17 protein-coding genes and 2 pseudogenes are annotated in these 16,077 nt (G+C 44.8%); 3 read left to right on the top strand and 16 right to left on the bottom strand.

All coding sequences use genetic code 11. The features are described 5' to 3' along the window. Positions 1–18: 18 nt before the first annotated feature. The 3 genes and pseudogenes from AOU00_RS21395 to AOU00_RS21385 all read right to left on the bottom strand — a co-directional run bounded on the left by AOU00_RS21395 (position 19) and on the right by AOU00_RS21385 (position 2,635). Entirely contained in the window at positions 19–642 is a 624-nt protein-coding gene (locus tag AOU00_RS21395) for an SMI1/KNR4 family protein (protein ID WP_061828644.1), read from the bottom strand. Positions 643–797: 155 nt separating this feature from the next. Continuing rightward, positions 798–2,110: pseudogene (locus AOU00_RS21390) on the bottom strand (hypothetical protein). Between the two features lie 51 nt (positions 2,111–2,161). Continuing rightward, complete coding sequence (locus tag AOU00_RS21385; protein ID WP_061828645.1) at positions 2,162–2,635, bottom strand: DUF7716 domain-containing protein; 474 nt, start codon at positions 2,633–2,635, stop codon at positions 2,162–2,164. A 132-nt stretch (positions 2,636–2,767) separates the two neighbouring features. Here AOU00_RS21385 and AOU00_RS21380 point away from each other — a divergent pair, with 132 nt between their 5' ends. After that, positions 2,768–3,898 (top strand): phosphodiester glycosidase family protein, encoded by a 1,131-nt coding sequence (locus AOU00_RS21380; protein ID WP_061828646.1) that lies wholly within the window; start codon positions 2,768–2,770, stop codon positions 3,896–3,898. A 129-nt stretch (positions 3,899–4,027) separates the two neighbouring features. Here the strand turns inward: AOU00_RS21380 and AOU00_RS21375 are convergent, their stop codons facing one another. The 3 genes from AOU00_RS21375 to AOU00_RS27235 all read right to left on the bottom strand — a co-directional run bounded on the left by AOU00_RS21375 (position 4,028) and on the right by AOU00_RS27235 (position 5,124). Further along, positions 4,028–4,474: a DUF6386 family protein gene (locus AOU00_RS21375; protein ID WP_235307995.1), complete on the bottom strand. Its 447-nt coding sequence runs from the start codon at positions 4,472–4,474 to the stop codon at positions 4,028–4,030. Between the two features lie 223 nt (positions 4,475–4,697). Then, positions 4,698–4,796 (bottom strand): hypothetical protein, encoded by a 99-nt coding sequence (locus AOU00_RS26810; protein ID WP_014599622.1) that lies wholly within the window; start codon positions 4,794–4,796, stop codon positions 4,698–4,700. 100 nt (positions 4,797–4,896) lie between these two features. Next, positions 4,897–5,124 (bottom strand): hypothetical protein, encoded by a 228-nt coding sequence (locus AOU00_RS27235; RefSeq protein ID WP_237166220.1) that lies wholly within the window; start codon positions 5,122–5,124, stop codon positions 4,897–4,899. A gap of 396 nt (positions 5,125–5,520) precedes the next feature. Here AOU00_RS27235 and AOU00_RS21365 point away from each other — a divergent pair, with 396 nt between their 5' ends. Beyond that, entirely contained in the window at positions 5,521–5,859 is a 339-nt protein-coding gene (locus tag AOU00_RS21365; RefSeq protein WP_023987960.1) for a helix-turn-helix domain-containing protein, read from the top strand. Positions 5,860–6,063: 204 nt separating this feature from the next. On the opposite strand, the gene AOU00_RS27745 is transcribed toward AOU00_RS21365, so the two are convergent. The 6 genes and pseudogenes from AOU00_RS27745 to AOU00_RS21340 form a co-directional block, all read right to left on the bottom strand. Next, on the bottom strand, positions 6,064–6,549 hold the full coding sequence (locus AOU00_RS27745) for a DUF1036 domain-containing protein (protein ID WP_061828649.1): 486 nt from the start codon (positions 6,547–6,549) through the stop codon (positions 6,064–6,066). Between the two features lie 303 nt (positions 6,550–6,852). Next, the gene (locus tag AOU00_RS21355) at positions 6,853–7,992 is read right to left on the bottom strand and encodes a 5-methyltetrahydropteroyltriglutamate--homocysteine S-methyltransferase (protein ID WP_061828650.1); all 1,140 of its coding nucleotides are present in this window, start codon (positions 7,990–7,992) and stop codon (positions 6,853–6,855) included. Positions 7,993–8,115: 123 nt separating this feature from the next. After that, on the bottom strand, positions 8,116–9,018 hold the full coding sequence (locus AOU00_RS21350; protein WP_023987954.1) for a LysR family transcriptional regulator: 903 nt from the start codon (positions 9,016–9,018) through the stop codon (positions 8,116–8,118). A 154-nt stretch (positions 9,019–9,172) separates the two neighbouring features. Continuing rightward, positions 9,173–9,394: pseudogene (locus AOU00_RS25960) on the bottom strand (family 1 glycosylhydrolase); the annotation flags it as partial. A 124-nt stretch (positions 9,395–9,518) separates the two neighbouring features. Continuing rightward, the gene (locus tag AOU00_RS21345) at positions 9,519–9,854 is read right to left on the bottom strand and encodes a carboxymuconolactone decarboxylase family protein (RefSeq protein WP_061828652.1); all 336 of its coding nucleotides are present in this window, start codon (positions 9,852–9,854) and stop codon (positions 9,519–9,521) included. Next, a complete protein-coding gene (locus tag AOU00_RS21340) occupies positions 9,851–10,237 on the bottom strand; it encodes a tautomerase family protein (protein ID WP_061828654.1) in 387 nt (128 codons plus the stop codon). Before AOU00_RS21340 ends, AOU00_RS21345 begins: the two co-directional genes overlap by 4 nt. A 111-nt stretch (positions 10,238–10,348) precedes the next feature. Between AOU00_RS21340 and AOU00_RS21335 the strand changes: the two genes are divergently transcribed. Beyond that, on the top strand, positions 10,349–11,224 hold the full coding sequence (locus AOU00_RS21335) for a LysR family transcriptional regulator (RefSeq protein ID WP_061828656.1): 876 nt from the start codon (positions 10,349–10,351) through the stop codon (positions 11,222–11,224). A 163-nt stretch (positions 11,225–11,387) separates the two neighbouring features. Here AOU00_RS21335 and AOU00_RS21330 read toward each other — a convergent pair whose 3' ends face one another. From AOU00_RS21330 to AOU00_RS21315, 4 genes are all read right to left on the bottom strand, one after another. After that, positions 11,388–13,316: a PTS fructose transporter subunit IIABC gene (locus tag AOU00_RS21330; protein WP_061828658.1), complete on the bottom strand. Its 1,929-nt coding sequence runs from the start codon at positions 13,314–13,316 to the stop codon at positions 11,388–11,390. Positions 13,317–13,383: 67 nt separating this feature from the next. Continuing rightward, positions 13,384–14,295 (bottom strand): 1-phosphofructokinase, encoded by a 912-nt coding sequence (pfkB, locus tag AOU00_RS21325; RefSeq protein WP_061828660.1) that lies wholly within the window; start codon positions 14,293–14,295, stop codon positions 13,384–13,386. A 2-nt stretch (positions 14,296–14,297) separates the two neighbouring features. Next, the gene (locus tag AOU00_RS21320; protein WP_061828662.1) at positions 14,298–15,044 is read right to left on the bottom strand and encodes a DeoR/GlpR family DNA-binding transcription regulator; all 747 of its coding nucleotides are present in this window, start codon (positions 15,042–15,044) and stop codon (positions 14,298–14,300) included. 353 nt (positions 15,045–15,397) lie between these two features. Further along, positions 15,398–16,069, bottom strand: coding sequence for an O-methyltransferase (locus AOU00_RS21315; protein ID WP_061828663.1), 672 nt, complete (start codon positions 16,067–16,069; stop codon positions 15,398–15,400). Positions 16,070–16,077 lie beyond the last annotated feature (8 nt).

Genomic DNA, 16,077 nt, shown 5'->3' with positions numbered 1-16,077 from the left:
TTACATTTCAGGAAATCGTTAGTGTCTAATGTGCTTAAACATCACGTTAAACATTTCGACAGAAGATGGAAACAGCCCCTGTACATGGGGAAGCAGATTACTCCTGATCCGTAGCTCATCCTCATTCAAATGCTGTAGGTCCTCATGAAAGAACCAAACAATAGGATAATCGCCGTCCTTATGTCTGCTGCCTGCATTTAAACAAACGGGACCCTGGTCGTCCTCTGCTATTGCAAAAGGAATGTAGCCTGCTGACAGAAGAGGTGACCATTGATCAAGCAAATCATAAAATGCCTTTAAGCCTTGACCTACAGGCAGACGTGGGAACTCAACAAACGTACAATCGCTCCAGTATACTCCCGGGATAGACTCATTATCGAATTGTAAAGATACATAATGGTAGGACATGATAAAACTCCTCAGCAGGGGCGGCAGCTCAAAATGGTATTTTTCCTCCATCTCCCGAACTTCCTGTTCAGTAATCTGTGAAAGGAGAGGCTTCCACTTGATCCATCCCTCCTCGTCAACATTCCCATCACGCATTTCCATCGGTACATTTTCTTCCACATCCATAAAAAAGGCTTCATCCATCTGAGCAAATAGTTCCTTCATGGATGTACGAATATCCGCTTTCTTGTCCATGTCTTCACACCTCTTTCCTCTCTATTCACATTTTGCATCATGGGTTAATGCCAAATGCCCTCTATCTGAAAATAGCATTGTAATCATGTGCTGCTACGCTTTTTAAGTTCAGCTTATCAGAACTTGCTTTTATCACCATTTGCGGAATATTAGTATTACCAGCGCAAGGGCTCATAGTTCCGCCAGATCACCCAACGCGCTGTCTCGTGAATTGGCGCGGTGCCAATGCTATATTCGTCCTTCGTGCCGCTCTGCAAATCAATCAAATGAAGCATACCGCCATACGTTCCAACCGCCAACATACTTTCATCAGGTGTAACTGCCAGCCCGGATATCGTACTGCCGACAAAATAGCGCCAAAGTTCACGGCCCTCCCTGTCAATCAGACGGAGATAACCGTAGGCATCACCCAAAATAGATCCTTGTGTCAGCGCTGTTGCAGCGTATACTCGCATTTCTTCATTCATCATCGGCCATTCTTCCTTATTCTGAGCAAGACCCTGCTCCACCTCAGCAATCGACACTTGAATGGTGGCACCGTTGTAGAAATGACAGGCATTGTACCAGACGTCCAGATCATCTTTGGAAAATAGAGCATAATGCGGATAACTAGAACTTGGCTCCAATGTATGCACCGTCTTATCAGACAGATCCATAAGCATATGCTCACTCATCTGGCTACCGTAAGCAATCCAACGTCCATCCTTCGACACAGCTCCATGCGCCATATCCACAATCGTGTCTTCCAACTCTAGTTTTCTTCGTTCAGACGCCTTGGGATGGATCAAATCCACCAGATCACCAGCCAGCAAATAAACGCCGTAACCGCAAACCAGCAGAAGTCGCTGTCCATCGCCAAACGGAATCACTTCATCTAATATATCTTCAGGATGCTCCTCATCTCCCAAGCACTCCAGATCAGGAATGGATGCTTTTAAGCGGCCTTGTATATCCTTCCACTGAAAATGTGCTGTCTCTTCTCCTTGCAGATTTAAGTCCGGTTGACGAACAATCCGAATCCCCTGTCCATCCACCAACGCAAAATAAGTCCCGTCCGGCGAACAGCCTACTCGATGCAGTCCGGGGATTTGCAAGATTCTATCTTTTCCCGTCACATAGATCGTCCCACGTTCCCGAGGATTGCCCGCATGTAGAATGACTTCATTGCCTCCATTCACAAAAGCTATCGGCCTAACGGCTTGCAAAGCCTCCTCGAACGCTGGTGTAAGCGGCCAAGACGCGGCTGGAATCTCTCGACGTAACTGCTCCATTTCACCAGCCTGATTCGCCTCCTGAATCATACGAAAAATATCTTTGGCCATCTTGGGGCGTTCGTCCTGGTTTGGCTCTGATTGCTCCTGCTGCCATTCACTTTCCTGCCGACTCTGACAAATTCATTCACATCTGCGGCATACCTTTTTCCTTCCTGTCGCCACTTTGCTGCCATTTCATGATTCAACCAACTCATTTGCTTCTCCCATCCAGTGTATGTATGCCCTGTTTGTTCTACAGACTTTGTTCATTCTGTTAGGTGGTTTCTCACCTTTGTCAGCACAGACCACAGGTCTGTCACTGCCTTCACCTCTTCATAGTCCAGATAGGCATCTCGTTTGTCATAGTATTTTACCGCCATAATCACCATCTGAAGCGTCACTGGCTGTCCGGCAGCCTTAAGGACTTCCACAATACTTTCGAAGGTCGCCAACTCAAACCAGGTTTGAACCTGACGATCCGGCACCCACTTGGGAATATACTCGTCCTGTTCGTTGGTTACGACTGTACCCTCCTCTGCACATTCCTCTAGCCAATGCTCATCCCAATAATAAATCGGTGTGTGAACAGGGTCTTGATCCCATTGATCCACATTCACATATAACCAGTTATTATGCAGTTGCCCCACGCTACGCACCAATTCCTGCAATCCTTCAAATACACGATAAGACGGGCGCTCTCTGCGACGGTAATCCTCAAGTCTTGTCTCATACCTGCTCATCTCCAACCTCCCGCTTCCTATATCAGCTAAACACTCAAAATTCGCATAACATACATTTACAACTTATAAAACCCGATATAATTACAAGCACCTCGTAAAGTGTCAAGACTACATAAGGAGATTGATCTATTCATGAAAAGAATCACCGCACTTGTTATCCTGTCCTTGCTATTACTGGTATCCCCGATCTACGCTGCTGCCCCAGCACCTATGCTGGTCTATGTGGACCAGAGTAACCACTCCTTCATCCCGCTTCGTCTTCTGAACAGCTATGAAGGGATCACATTCAATTTAACGGCAGCGGACAAAAAAATAGAAATTGCGCAAGGCAATACTCGGATCACCCTATTTGCCGGGAAATCTACTGCCAAAGTGAATGATCAAACGGTCCATTTGCAAAATGCTCCTTTTACCGATAACGGTTCGACCTATGTCCCCTTGCAGTTCATCAGTCAATATCTAAACCTGCAAGTCTCATGGCAAAAGGAAACCTCAGCAGTACGCATTAAGCAAGGTGCAACGTCCGTCACGCTTCCGGTACATACTGGCAAGCTACCCGGAAACACTACACCCATTACGACAGCTCATAAAAGCTTCAAGGTCGGGTCTCGTACATTTTCCGCTAAGGTGGTCACCATCTCTATGCTCCATCCCAAGGTAAGCCTGGACGTGGCACTGGCAGGCGATTCCATTGGTAAAGTGGAAGACTTAAGTAGTCTCGCCAAACGTAACCAAGCGGTTGTAGCCATCAATGGTACATTCTTTGATGCCTATACCAAAAGCTCTTACAAAACGCCTTACGGCTACCTGGTCAGTCACGGAAAGATGTTGAAAAAAAGCTCTGGCGACCAACGGACGGTCTTCACCTACGATGCCAACCATTTATCCGAGTTAATGTCGGGTTCTGCCTTTGAACAACGCTTAAGCCAAGGTAGCGTCGAAGGTGCCCTTCAAGCCGGGCCTCGTCTGGTCACGAACGGTCAGGTTTCCCTAAATGTCAAAGCCGAAGGCTTCAAGGACCCTAAAATATTAACAGGCGGCGGCGCCCGCAGCGCACTCGGGATGAGTCGGGATCATAAGCTGATCCTCCTGACCACAAGTGGAGCGACTATACCGCAGCTCGCCCAAATGATGAAGCAGGCTGGCGCTTATCAGGCCATGAATCTGGACGGCGGTGCTTCCAGCGGGCTGTATTACAACGGCTCCTACCTCACCACACCCGGCCGCCAAATCAGCAATGCCATTATTGTAAAGTATCAATAGACAGATAAAGGGCTGTCTTCACGGATGTGTAAGCCGTGGGGATAGCCTTTTTTCTATTTCCCCAGTTTAGGTTGTCCGGCCTCCACCTGTTCAGGCGGCTTGTATGGGCCGTTACGGGTTGCCTACAACCTACAATCGAATCAGACCTGTAAAGCTATTGCTGCCTTCGCTTCCTTTTTTTAAAGAAAGATAAATACGATTGTCTTCTCTGCTCGCCAAGCATTCATAAAATCCCGGTTGCACAGAAAGGAACGTCCCTCCCCATACGCATTCAGGCTCCAGTCCACCACTTGTGGCTTCCTCCCCTGCTCCAATAAATAGGTTGCCTGAGGGAACCTTCAAAAACAGCCGCACAGTAGGCTTGTCGATATGATCTGTCATCACAACCTCATAGGTCCCGTCCGCTCCCAGATTCAAAAAAGCTACATTTCCTTTGTTCAACTCGCCCAGCTCGTCCTCTTCGATGGACCACCAATCCGGATCATCGTCCAAACGGTGCTTAAGAGCTTGCGTATCAAATAAGCAAAGAGTCGCCGTGTCTGTCGTAAATTGAAATGGACTGCTTGCCGTATTCATCATGCGATCCTCCTGATTGTGGTCAACGAATTTCTGTTTTTCCACGTCTTACGCTATCCGTATTGCCATATATTTGAGGGAAAATCTCCCTGTATGTAAAGTATAACAATGCTTGCAGGGCCAGACAACATGTTGGGCTAACACCTATTCTGCATAAAAAGCCCTCCCTCACGATGTCGTGAAAGAAGGCCGATTTGTGGATTTAAGCGATGCTAACCTGCTGTTAGATCAGAAAAGACTTAGTAATAATTACCAACAAAATGAACAATACCAAAATCGCTCCTGTGGATGTCCATGCTCCACCGTAACCTACTTCACCCATGTCTGAATCCCTCCTTGCGTTAAAGCTTACTTTTATCGTATGAAGAAAAGCGGATAACGACAGGGCGAATCGGCAAGTTTATTTGCCATGGAAGGACTACTCAGAAAATGGACTGATACGTTTGAGATAGATCGCTAATGACTCTGGATGACAACTGGCAGAGAATGTCGTCCGTTCTTCGCAGTAGCCTGCTCACATCCTTGTGCTTCATCTTTTGAAGGAGCGGGGTTTCTAACTGGGATGAAAGAAATTGAGTGGTGCCTATAAATACAACAACATCCAATCCCGGGTTGGTTTCGGTATGTAATAAGTGCAGCAGATCAGTCATAGACAGTAATCCGGGAGGGAAACGGCTGTTATTTTCTTTCATATATAGTGCTTTTAACATGGAGGTCAAAGCCCAGTCACATAGGATAATGCAGCATTGGACTTGATTGTGCTTGTACAGGATTTGGGCTAGTTTCATGTGGTATTGGGATAGAGTGTGAAAATCCGTTATTGAATTATGTAGGTGTTGTGAGGGTCTGGACGGTTGAGTGGGACTTGGAATAAAGGTAGAAGGAGCTTCTTTCATATCTATTCCTCCAGAGAATTTAAAGATTAGTCTTATTATACTCTAAAATAATACTTATAGATATAATACATGCTAAATATACGATTTTTAATCTCATGTTTACCCAATAAAATCTTGTCTACACTTTTTAGTATGAAGGGGTGTAGATAAATGCAGGACAAAGAAGTACTAAAGCTAGTTGGGGCTAGAATAAGAGTGTTACGCAAAGAAAAAGGCCTCTCACAAGAAGCTCTTGGGGAAAAAGGTGGATTCCATTTTACATACATTGGACAGATCGAACGTGGAGAAAAAAATGTTTCTTTGATAAATGTAGCTAAAATTGCAAAAGCACTAGACGTAAACTTAGTTCAGTTGTTTTCATATGTAAGCGAGGACCCCAAAATTGTGGAGTCTGATGAAGATATTATAGAAATTATTACGATGCTCAAAAAGTCGAGTCCAGAGAAAGTACGCTTGGCGAGGAATGTGATACGGGAGATTACAAATTAAAAGGATTTTTTAGCAAAAATAAAGGAGCCACCTTTAGTTAACAAGGCAGTTCCTATTGCACTATTGTTTTACGTAAGTTCAATACCCTATCGAAAATTAAAATAATATATATATAGCCACTATTAACTTAATTTCAAGTTTCTTATATAAAAGCGCGAACTGAATTGAATACGAAATCACAAAGGATTCCCATCCATTAGGAAATTATTGGCTTCTAGGTAGTTTCTTGCGGTCATTCAATTTAGATTTTCTTTTTACCCTTTTTGTGGGCAATACCATACGAACATTTTTTAGCTTCGTTTTTCTTTGAGCATTATTTGTAATAAGGTTGACTGTAAAGTTCACGAAACCGCGTTGGATGTTAAGTGTTTTAAAACCAACTCTTCTACAATTATTGCATAGATTACCATTAATATTCCAGATCCAACATCCACTGAAATTATAATTAGGAACATGTATGGGGAAATTACCTGACCACACAAGATTTCTTGATACGCTCTCAGCGTAATAATATATTGTTCTATCCCCTACGTTGCTAGTAACAACTTCCCTCGTTTGACCAGGCGCCAAACGGTACCAGGTAGCCAATATACCAGTTTGTCCCACAAAGACAAACCCACACCTACTCGCGTGATAGAAAATGGCTACTTGTACGGTAGAATTGGTGCTGTTTCGAAAATAAAGACTCATTTTTTTTCACTCCCTCTTAATGCCATTCTACAATCCATTGTATGCAAGAGTTGTAAAAGGGAAGTGGACAAACATAAAAGAGTCTTAACCTTTTTTTTAGGATATTCAGAAATTATGCTTTTTTAGAGTTTCCCGCTATCAGTTTGGCGAAACCATATGACCATGTTGTTTATGTTATGGAATTCAATCCAAAGAATACGCCCACCTAATCTTGTAAAGATCAAAAAACACGTCATATATGACGTGTTTTTTAATAAAATATCTTTAACTAATAGAACCTTTCAATTCCCCTAAACTAACCCCTTATTTCCAAATCTCGTCCGCAATCTCTTTAATGAAAGCAAGCTTTTTCCACTGCTGCTCTTCTGTCAGAATATTGCCCTCTTCTGTCGAAGCGAAGCCGCATTGTGGGCTGAGGCAGATATGGTTGATGTCGACGAATTGAGTCGCTTCCTTAATGCGGTTAATGACCGTCTGCTTGTCTTCCAGTTCACCCGTTTTGGAGGAAACGAGGCCCAGTACGACCTGCTTTTGATCTTTCAGATGCTTAAGCGGTGTGAAGTCACCTGCACGGTCGGTATCGAATTCGAGATAGTAGCCGTCGATGTTGTCGATGCCGAACAGGGTTTCGGCTACAGGCTCATAGCCACCAGAAGATGCCCAGGTGGAATGGTAGTTACCACGACATACGTGGGTCGTAACGACCAAATCGGCTGGAAGATCCTTCACCGTTTCCTGATTGACGCGGGCAAACAGCTTTTTGGTATCTTCCACATTCTCACCCGCATGCTGTCTAGCTTCCCAATAGTTTTTATCACAGAGCATACCCCATGTGCAATCATCCAGTTGCAAGCTGCGGCAGCCCTCATTGTACAACGCTTGAATCACGGATTTGTAAGCTTTAGCGATATCCGTCACCAGCTCATCCAGATTGCTGTAATACGTATCGGTTGTTTCTTTATTTTCTCCGCGCAACAGCTCGGCCAGGAATTGCGCAGGTGCCGGGATCGTTTGGCGTGCGATCGCATCCTCACCTGCGGCTTGCTTCAGGAATTTGAAATCTTCAATGAAAGGATGACGGGAATGTCCAATTTTACCGGACAAGCGTGCGGTTTCCGCTCTTGTTTCCACACCTTGGAATTGGTAGCCGTTCGAAAGCTGTACCTTTTCCACACCGTCCAGACCCCACATAAAATCAAGATGCCACCAGGAGCGTCTGAATTCACCGTCTGTCACGGCTTGAAGTCCTACGGATTTTTGCTTTTCCACTAGCTTGATAATTTCGTTATCTTCAATCTTTCTCAGCTCGTCCGCAGAGATTTCATTATTTTGAAATTGAATTCTGGCGTCTTTAATCGCTTGCGGGCGCAGAAAGCTGCCGACCATATCGTGTCTAAAAGGGGTCACTTTACGTTGGGATGCATTATCAAGGATGCTGCTCATTAAGGTTATCTCCTTTTTCGCTTCTGTAGTGAAGTTCTTGTAAGAAAGATAACATACATTTTCAGTTATAAGGTAACTCCAATAAACTATAGCTAGTTATAGCCTAAGGCTATACCAAACCTTTTATTCCCCTATCGCCTCATGCAGCGCTTCTACATAGACAGTGGCCAGCTTGGAGAGCGCAGCGTTTTTATGGCAAATCCATCCCACATTAATAGACTCATCACATTCCAGAGGGACGGAAATAATATCGTTACCGTTCAGATCCGCACTGATCACCCCGGTAGAAATCGTATAGCCGTTCAAGCCAATGAGCAGATTAAAAAGGGTAGCCCGGTCATGGACACGAATGCTTTTGGGATGCGATAACGTACTGAGAATCTCCTCGGAAAAGTGAAAGGAATTGTACTCTCCTTGCTCAAAGGACAAATACGGATACGGATGAAGCTGGTCAATGGTCACGATAGACTGTCGGGATAGCGGATTATTGGCACTGATAAAAATATGTGGCTTAGCCGTAAACAGGCTGTTGAATTGCAGATTCGCATCTTTTAGCAGCTTGTTAATGACCTTGGCGTTAAATTCGTTCAGATACAGGATTCCGATCTCACTGCGCAGGCTTTTGACATCCTGTATGATTTCATGGGTTTTGGTCTCTCGCAAAGCCAATTCATACTCTTCTTGACCATATTGATTTACCAGATTTACGAATGCATTTACAGCAAAAGCGTAATGCTGCGTGGACACAGCAAAATGCTGTGGTGAAGGCTTGGCATCCAGATAGCGACTTTCCAGCAGCTCCGCCTGCTCAACGACCTGACGTGCATAACCGAGGAATTCCACGCCTTCCTTGGACAAAGAAATCCCCTTATTGGTACGCTCAAAAATGGTGATATGAATTTCTTCCTCCAGATCACGAATCGCGTTCGACAGACTGGGCTGGGAAATGAACAACCGCTTTGCCGCCTCATTCATGGAACCGCGATTGGCAACCTCAATGACATATTTTAATTGTTGTAAAGTCAATGCATGATGTCCTTTCCGTTTGTGTTTCTTCTATTATATAATACACGATCACACTTCTGGGAAAGGAGTAATTGGATGCTTGAATGAATTCAGACTCTCCCCAAGGCTATAAATACAAACACCCCCTCAAGGTGCTTTTTCACGGCGGCTTTAATTAACGAATTTCACCGTTTGTGGAAATCAGCTTTTGATAACAATAGAAGCTTTGTTTACGAATACGACGCAGATCCTTGAGATCAAACTCCTCACGATCCACATAGATAAACCCGTAACGTTTGCTGAAGCCCTGATTGGTACTAACAAGGTCAATCGCAGACCACGGACAGAAGCCGAATACTTCTACACCGTCTGTAATTGCCAGTTGAATCTGCTCGATTCAATTAGTCATTATTTGGGTATCGCCTGCTTATCAGTAACAATGCAGAATAACAATACAATCATGCCAAAAAACCGCCAAACACTCGCAATCCTTTGTGCTTAGCAGTTTTTTAGGTTCATGCTTAACTCTCTTTCTCTTTGCAAAACACTTCTTTGGCAACCTGAATGGCTGAGGCTGCCCGGGGCCATCCTACATAAAAGGCAAGCTGTGTAATGACCTCAACCAGTTCTTCCTCCGAAATCTCGTTCTCCTTGGCCAGCATCAGATGATAAGGGAGTTGATTTATATGCTCACCCGCTACCAGAGCGGCAACTGTAATGAGACTCCGTTCCCTTAGAGATAGCTCACTTCTTCTCCATACATCTCCAAAAAGGACATCCTCCGTATAACCTACAAAAGCGGGAGCAAAATCACCGATCGTTTCCCGAACACTCGATCTGATCAATTTATGCTTCATACAATCATCTGAGCAAGTCCGTTGCCAAAGGACCAATCCTCTAATTCAGTCTCTACCAGTGTCACAAATACATCTTCCGGTCTAATCTCACATTCAATAGATAAGAGTTCGGCTAATATTTGGTAAAATCTCTTTTTTTGTTCCGTGCTTCTACCCGATCCCATCGTAATTTGGATGTACAGTAGCTTGTCTGTTCTGGATACATTCAAATAATCTGGACTGAAATAAAACTCGCTCTGCTTATGGGCATGAAAAACCTGAAAGTAATCTTTTTCCGGAACCTGAAAATGTTCGATCAAAGCATTCATGATACAGCGACTAATCCAAGGCAACTCTTGCTCTGTGTATTGCTGCTCCATGTAGCCAATTCGTACAAATGGCATGTTCATCTCTCCTATTCGCTGGGATAAGATGATTGTACTCCTCTTATTTTCATCTGTATAATTGAAAATAATCATAAATATATTCAATTTTACCGATGGAGATGAACATGCGTGGATCTGAAAGAATTAACTACATTTCGTACCATAATCGAAGAAGGAACGTTTTCAAAAGCTGCTGCCAAATTAAACTACGCTCAGTCTACAGTCACGAACCAAATCCAGAGGCTAGAGAAAGAGCTGGGATTTCAGCTTTTTAAAAGGGGTTGGGATGCAGAGTTAACGTCCCCAGGCAAACTATATGCCGAGGAGATAAACGGGCTTATTCAGCATTGGAATTTTGTGATGGACCAGGCGAAGTCTCTGAAAAAGGAGGAGATTGGCACGCTCCATATCGGTGTGATTGAAACGGTGGCGGCTACCGTACTGCCCTTGGTTCTGCAGCAGTTTCGAGAGCATAAACCGAATATTACGTGCCATTTTACAGTTGGAAACACGGATGCACTCGCAAATGCTTTGGTGGACGGTAAGCTGGATTTTGCAATCTCCGGGGAACCTCACTCGATTCCTTCCTTACACTTTGAACCCGTATATCACGAACACATCGCCTTTATTGTGTCCCGTAATCACCCTTTTGCGGTAAAAAGTGAGCTTTATCTCGAAGATCTGTACGAGTACCCGCTTATCGTCGGAGGTAAGAACTGCTTGTACCATATACGACTGGAGAAAGAGCTTTCCCGCTTTCCATCGATGCCGTTTTTTTATACTGTCAGTCAAATCTCGTCGATCGCCACATTTGTAAAAACGATTCCATCAGTTGGAGTGGTTCTATCGTCAATGCCTTTGCCGGAGGAACTGGTTACCGTCCCCCTCCAGTTAACAGACCCGAATATTCCTATTGGACTGCTACAAAACAACCATCACCAGCAGTATATGTCTTCGGCCCGAAAGCTGTTTATACAGCTGGTTAAGGGGCTTTATAGGCTATAGCTCCAATGCAATAACTACTAATTAAGCTATATAGGCAAAGCCGACACCTTTGCATAAAGAAAGCCGCTAAACACTCAGAAAACCTGATGTTTAGCGGCTTTACTATTTTGATGGCCTAAAGAAATGTGGCCCTCTTTTAATTTTTATACTCTTGACATACCCGTTATTTCGCTTCGAGCGGTTTTTTCCACAGTCCCAGAATGAGCGCGGAAATCACGGAGCCGATCACGACTGCAAGCAAGAACAGCAAAGCATGATTGGCAAGAGCTGCTACAAAAATTCCGCCATGTGGAGCTGGAAGATTGATTTGCCAGAACTGCGTCAGACCACCAGCAATCGCTGAACCTACAATACAAGAGGTCAGGACACGCAGAGGATCGGCAGCTGCGAATGGAATGGCTCCTTCTGTAATGAAGGACAATCCAAGTACATAGTTCGTCAAGCCAGACTTGCGCTCTTGCTCAGTAAACTTATTTTTGAAGAACGTCGAAGCTAATGCGATCGCCAGCGGAGGTACCATACCAGCCGCCATAACAGCCGCCATCATGGCACCGTTCGTGTTACCGCTGGAAGTAAAGACACCGATCGAAAATGCGTAAGCTGCTTTGTTAAAAGGACCACCCATGTCGATCGACATCATTCCGCCCAGGATCAGACCCAAAATAACTGCATTACCTGTTCCCAAATTGTTCAGAACATTAACAAGCCACGTATTAATACCACCGAAAATTGGATCGAACAGGTAGAACATAATCGCGCCTGAAATTAGAAGTCCAAATACAGGGTATAACAAGATTGGTTTTAAACCATCCAGTGCTTTCGGCAGACCTGCAAAAGCTTTACGCAGGAAGATCACCACATAACCAGCCATGAAACCAGCTGCCAGACCGCCAAGGAAGCCTGCATTAGAGTTTACAGCCATCAGACCCCCAACCATACCTGGCATCAGTGCCGGGCGGTCTCCAATGCTCATCGCGATAAATCCGGCCAGTATCGGAATCAGGAAGTGGAACGCACCTGTTCCACCGCCAATTGTCTGCAACAGTTGGAACAATGCATTGTCTTCTCCTGCCACTTGTTCAATCAAAAAGGAAATTGCTAACAAAATCCCCCCGCCTACAACGAATGGCAGCATATGAGAAATACCGTTCATTAAATCCTTATAGATTTTACTGCCCACGCTGCTCTTCTCCGCTTTCGACTCTTCAGCGCTGCTTTTACCTTCACTACGATAAATGGGGGCATCGCCGTTCAGCGCTTTGCGGATCAGTTCCTCAGATTTACGGATACCGTCGCTTACCGGTCTTTGCAATACAGGTTTACCGTCAAATCTGGCCATTTCAACCTTTTTGTCAGCAGCAACGATTACACCTTTGGCACGGCGAATTTCATCCGCTGTCAGTACGTTTTGCGCACCTTCCGAGCCATTCGTTTCTACCCGGATGTTAACACCCATTTCTGTCGCTTTCTTAATGAGAGCGTCTTCAGCCATAAACGTATGCGCAATGCCTGTAGGGCAGGCAGTCACCGCAACCACAAACTCGTCTGAATTCGGGTTACCAACGATAACATCCGGCGTTTTCTGTGCTTTGGCAGCCTCTTTCTTTGCTTCTTTTGCTTTCTTGGCTGCTTCTTCTTCCGCCTGCTTGGTATCAAACAGCTCGGATACTTCATCCGGTGTTTGCGTATTCATCAGTTTGTCAATGAAATCGGTATCAATTAGAAGCCGGGAAAGAGCCGCTAGTGTGCGAAGATGCGTATTTGCTGCTCCCTCTGGAGCCGCAATCATAAAGAACACTTTTGCCGGCTCACCGTCCAACGATTCGAATTCTACGCCTTTACTGCTTTTGGCGAAAACGACAGTCGCTTCATTCACGGCTTTAGTCTTGGCATGCGGCATCGCAATGCCGCCGCCGATTCCAGTGCTAGACTCTGCTTCACGTTTGTAAATCATTTCTTTAAACAAGGCACGGTCATTAATACGTCCACTTGCTTCGAGACTAGCGATAAGCTCCTCAATCGCCTCGTCTTTTGTCGTCGCCTGCAGGTCCATGATCATCGTTTCTTTAATCATCAGGTCTGTTATTCTCATTTTTCACACTCTCCTAAGTTCGATCAGCGTGTCGATACACGCATAATAAGCTCATGATGCAGCCGAATTACCGTTTTGAAATCGTGACTTGCGGCCGTAATTGTTCAATCTTCTCTTTAGTAGCCAGATCATCGGAAAACGCAGTTGCGCTTCCGGATGCCACTCCTGCACGGAATGCTTCGATCGGATCGCCATGAAGAGACAGCGTACCCACGAATCCAGCAATCATTGAATCACCTGCGCCTACAGAATTTTTCACCGTACCTGCTGGTACATTTGCGTGATACACTTCATCTGCCGTAATGAACAAAGCCCCTTCTCCTGCCATGGAAATCAGTACATTTTTTGCGCCTGCTTCCAGCAGCTTACGACCGTAAGTGACGATCTCCTCCTTTGAATGAATCGTTACGCCAAACAACTCAGCCAGCTCGTGGTGATTCGGTTTGATGAGCAGCGGTTTATGAACCAGTGCCTTCATCAACGCCTCACCTGTGGTGTCGATGACGAATTCAGCGCCAGTTTGCTGACATACGCTAATCAGCCGATCATAGAAGTCTCCTCCAAGTGACGGTGGAATACTTCCCGACAAGACGACAATGTCATTTTTCTGGAGTCCCGCCAGCTTTTGCACCAACGCATCGGCCTCTTGCTCACGAATCGCAGGTCCCAAACCATTAATTTCCGTTTCATCGCCATGCTTGAGCTTAATGTTAATCCGCGTGTCATCTTCGATCATTACAAAATCAGTTTTAATGGATTCTTCCCGCAATGTATCGTCGATAAACCTGCCTGTGAATCCTCCGAGAAAACCAATCGCCGTGCTATCTGCCCCCAACTGGTTCAGTACACGTGATACATTAATTCCCTTACCACCTGGCAGTTTTAAATCACGTTTCATCCGGTTCAAATCACCAAGCTTCAAATCATCAACTTCCACGATATAATCAATGGAAGGGTTCAGCGTTACTGTATATATCATTGTTATCCCTCGATTATCTTAGTTTTCTGAGCGATGGATCGGCGTGACCGTTCTGGCATCGATTCAGTAATAAGTATAGCTTCCTTGAGCTCGAACAGTTTGGCGAAGGTTACTTCTCCAATTTTGCTGGAATCGGCTAACACATACGTTTTGCCAGACAGCTGGTGAGCACGTCGCTTGATCAGCGCCTCTTCGGGATCAGGAGTTGTATACCCCATTTCCATATCCACCCCGTTCGTTCCCAGAAAGCACTTGTCGAATCGAAAATTGTCCAAATTTTGTAGGGCAATACTCCCGATTACGGCTTTGGTATGAATTTTCATCATCCCTCCCAGTAGATAGCTTCTGATTCTTTTGCTTACCAGTGCTTCTACGTGGGATAGTCCATTCGTCACGACCGTCACGTCTTTAGCTTCAATGTAAGGAATCATCGCCATCGTTGTTGTTCCCGCATCCAGATAAATACATTCGCCATCCAAAATTTCTTTGGCTGCTATACGGGCCACTGCATTTTTTTCTTGAACGTTTTTGAATGTTTTTTCTTCCATGCCAGGTTCCTGACTTTTCTGATTCAGCAAGGTTGCCCCGCCATGAATCCGCTTGAGCAACTGACGGCTCTCAAGATCTATCAAATCACGCCGAATCGTTGACTCAGAAGCTCCCAACAGATCAGCCAATTCTTGCAACTTTACAACCCCACATTCTTGTAAGCGCTGTATTATTAACTTGTATCTTTCTTCCGTCAGCATCATCATTCCCCCAACTGTTCATATCGTACCACAAACTTGACAAAAAACAATCATTTTTCTTCAAAAAGATTCAAAAAAATTCATTCCGACTTCATTTTTTTACAAAATGGTGAATTCCTGCTCTAATCAGCATGATTGCGTTTACATTTCAAAGAAATTTCATCTGCTTTTATGTAAATTCATTCTTCTTACATAGGAATTCAGCAGTAAACGTTCAAAAACGTTCTAAAGCTTCCAGCAGTACTATTTTACCATTATGCGCACAATTCGTCCCCACCTTCTCTACTGCTCAGAAAAAGGCTAAACACGAGGACTGCTCCCCTTTGTGTTTAGCCAATCGAGACGCTTAGCGTTCAGCCTTTAACGATTCCAATGACGAAACCGTCATACCCCTTGCTCCCCACGGTTTGGATAGCTGTAGCTGTAATTCTTGATTCCTCAGCTAGCATATCATAAAACTTTCTTACTCCCTGCACACGAGGGTCTGTGCTATAAGCTTGAACCACTTCTCCTTCACGGATAACATTATCACCGATAATAACGGTGCCAGGACGTGAAAAACGAAGTGCCCAATCCAGATAAAATGGATTATTGGGTTTATCCGCATCGATAAAAATAAGATCAAAGGGGTCAACTCTCTCCTCTTTCATCTGTGCTAACTGCTCTAAAGCGTCTCCCTCCCGAAGTTCCACTATTCCATCCAACTGAGCCAACGATATATTCGACCGGGCAATTTTAGCATGGATCGGATTGGCTTCCAGCGTAACGATTTCTCCATCCTCCGGCAACGCCCTTCCCAACCAGATTGTACTGTAGCCTCCCAAAGTACCGATCTCCAGCACACGTCGCGCTCCCTGCATTTGAGCAAGGATATTTAATAGCTTTCCCTGATTGGGGGATACATCATGCGGAGGTAATCCCGCCTTTTGATTAGCAGCCAATACTTGTTCCAAGACAGCATCATGCGGAATGAGACACTCCGAGATATACTGGTCTACTTGATCCCACGTGTTCGTTTGATTCATTCGCTCCA

The sequence above is a fragment of the Paenibacillus polymyxa genome, from assembly GCF_001719045.1.
GTDB lineage: Bacteria > Bacillota > Bacilli > Paenibacillales > Paenibacillaceae > Paenibacillus > Paenibacillus polymyxa_B.
Note: the sequence above shows the minus strand (reverse complement) of the source record. Positions and strands in the feature narration are given on the sequence as shown.

Bases quoted from the DNA above. Each gene is read 5' to 3' on its own strand.
- AOU00_RS21395 (WP_061828644.1), bottom strand. From the start codon at position 642: ATGGACAAGAAAGCGGATATTCGTACATCCATGAAGGAACTATTTGCT.
- AOU00_RS21385 (WP_061828645.1), bottom strand. From the start codon at position 2,635: ATGAGCAGGTATGAGACAAGACTTGAGGATTACCGTCGCAGAGAGCGC.
- AOU00_RS21380 (WP_061828646.1), top strand. From the start codon at position 2,768: ATGAAAAGAATCACCGCACTTGTTATCCTGTCCTTGCTATTACTGGTA.
- AOU00_RS21375 (WP_235307995.1), bottom strand. From the start codon at position 4,474: ATGAATACGGCAAGCAGTCCATTTCAATTTACGACAGACACGGCGACT.
- AOU00_RS26810 (WP_014599622.1), bottom strand. From the start codon at position 4,796: ATGGGTGAAGTAGGTTACGGTGGAGCATGGACATCCACAGGAGCGATT.
- AOU00_RS27235 (WP_237166220.1), bottom strand. From the start codon at position 5,124: ATGACTGATCTGCTGCACTTATTACATACCGAAACCAACCCGGGATTG.
- AOU00_RS21365 (WP_023987960.1), top strand. From the start codon at position 5,521: ATGCAGGACAAAGAAGTACTAAAGCTAGTTGGGGCTAGAATAAGAGTG.
- AOU00_RS27745 (WP_061828649.1), bottom strand. From the start codon at position 6,549: ATGAGTCTTTATTTTCGAAACAGCACCAATTCTACCGTACAAGTAGCC.
- AOU00_RS21355 (WP_061828650.1), bottom strand. From the start codon at position 7,992: ATGAGCAGCATCCTTGATAATGCATCCCAACGTAAAGTGACCCCTTTT.
- AOU00_RS21345 (WP_061828652.1), bottom strand. From the start codon at position 9,854: ATGAAGCATAAATTGATCAGATCGAGTGTTCGGGAAACGATCGGTGAT.
- AOU00_RS21340 (WP_061828654.1), bottom strand. From the start codon at position 10,237: ATGCCATTTGTACGAATTGGCTACATGGAGCAGCAATACACAGAGCAA.
- AOU00_RS21330 (WP_061828658.1), bottom strand. From the start codon at position 13,316: ATGAGAATAACAGACCTGATGATTAAAGAAACGATGATCATGGACCTG.
- pfkB (WP_061828660.1), bottom strand. From the start codon at position 14,295: ATGATATATACAGTAACGCTGAACCCTTCCATTGATTATATCGTGGAA.
- AOU00_RS21320 (WP_061828662.1), bottom strand. From the start codon at position 15,044: ATGCTGACGGAAGAAAGATACAAGTTAATAATACAGCGCTTACAAGAA.
- AOU00_RS21315 (WP_061828663.1), bottom strand. From the start codon at position 16,069: ATGAATCAAACGAACACGTGGGATCAAGTAGACCAGTATATCTCGGAG.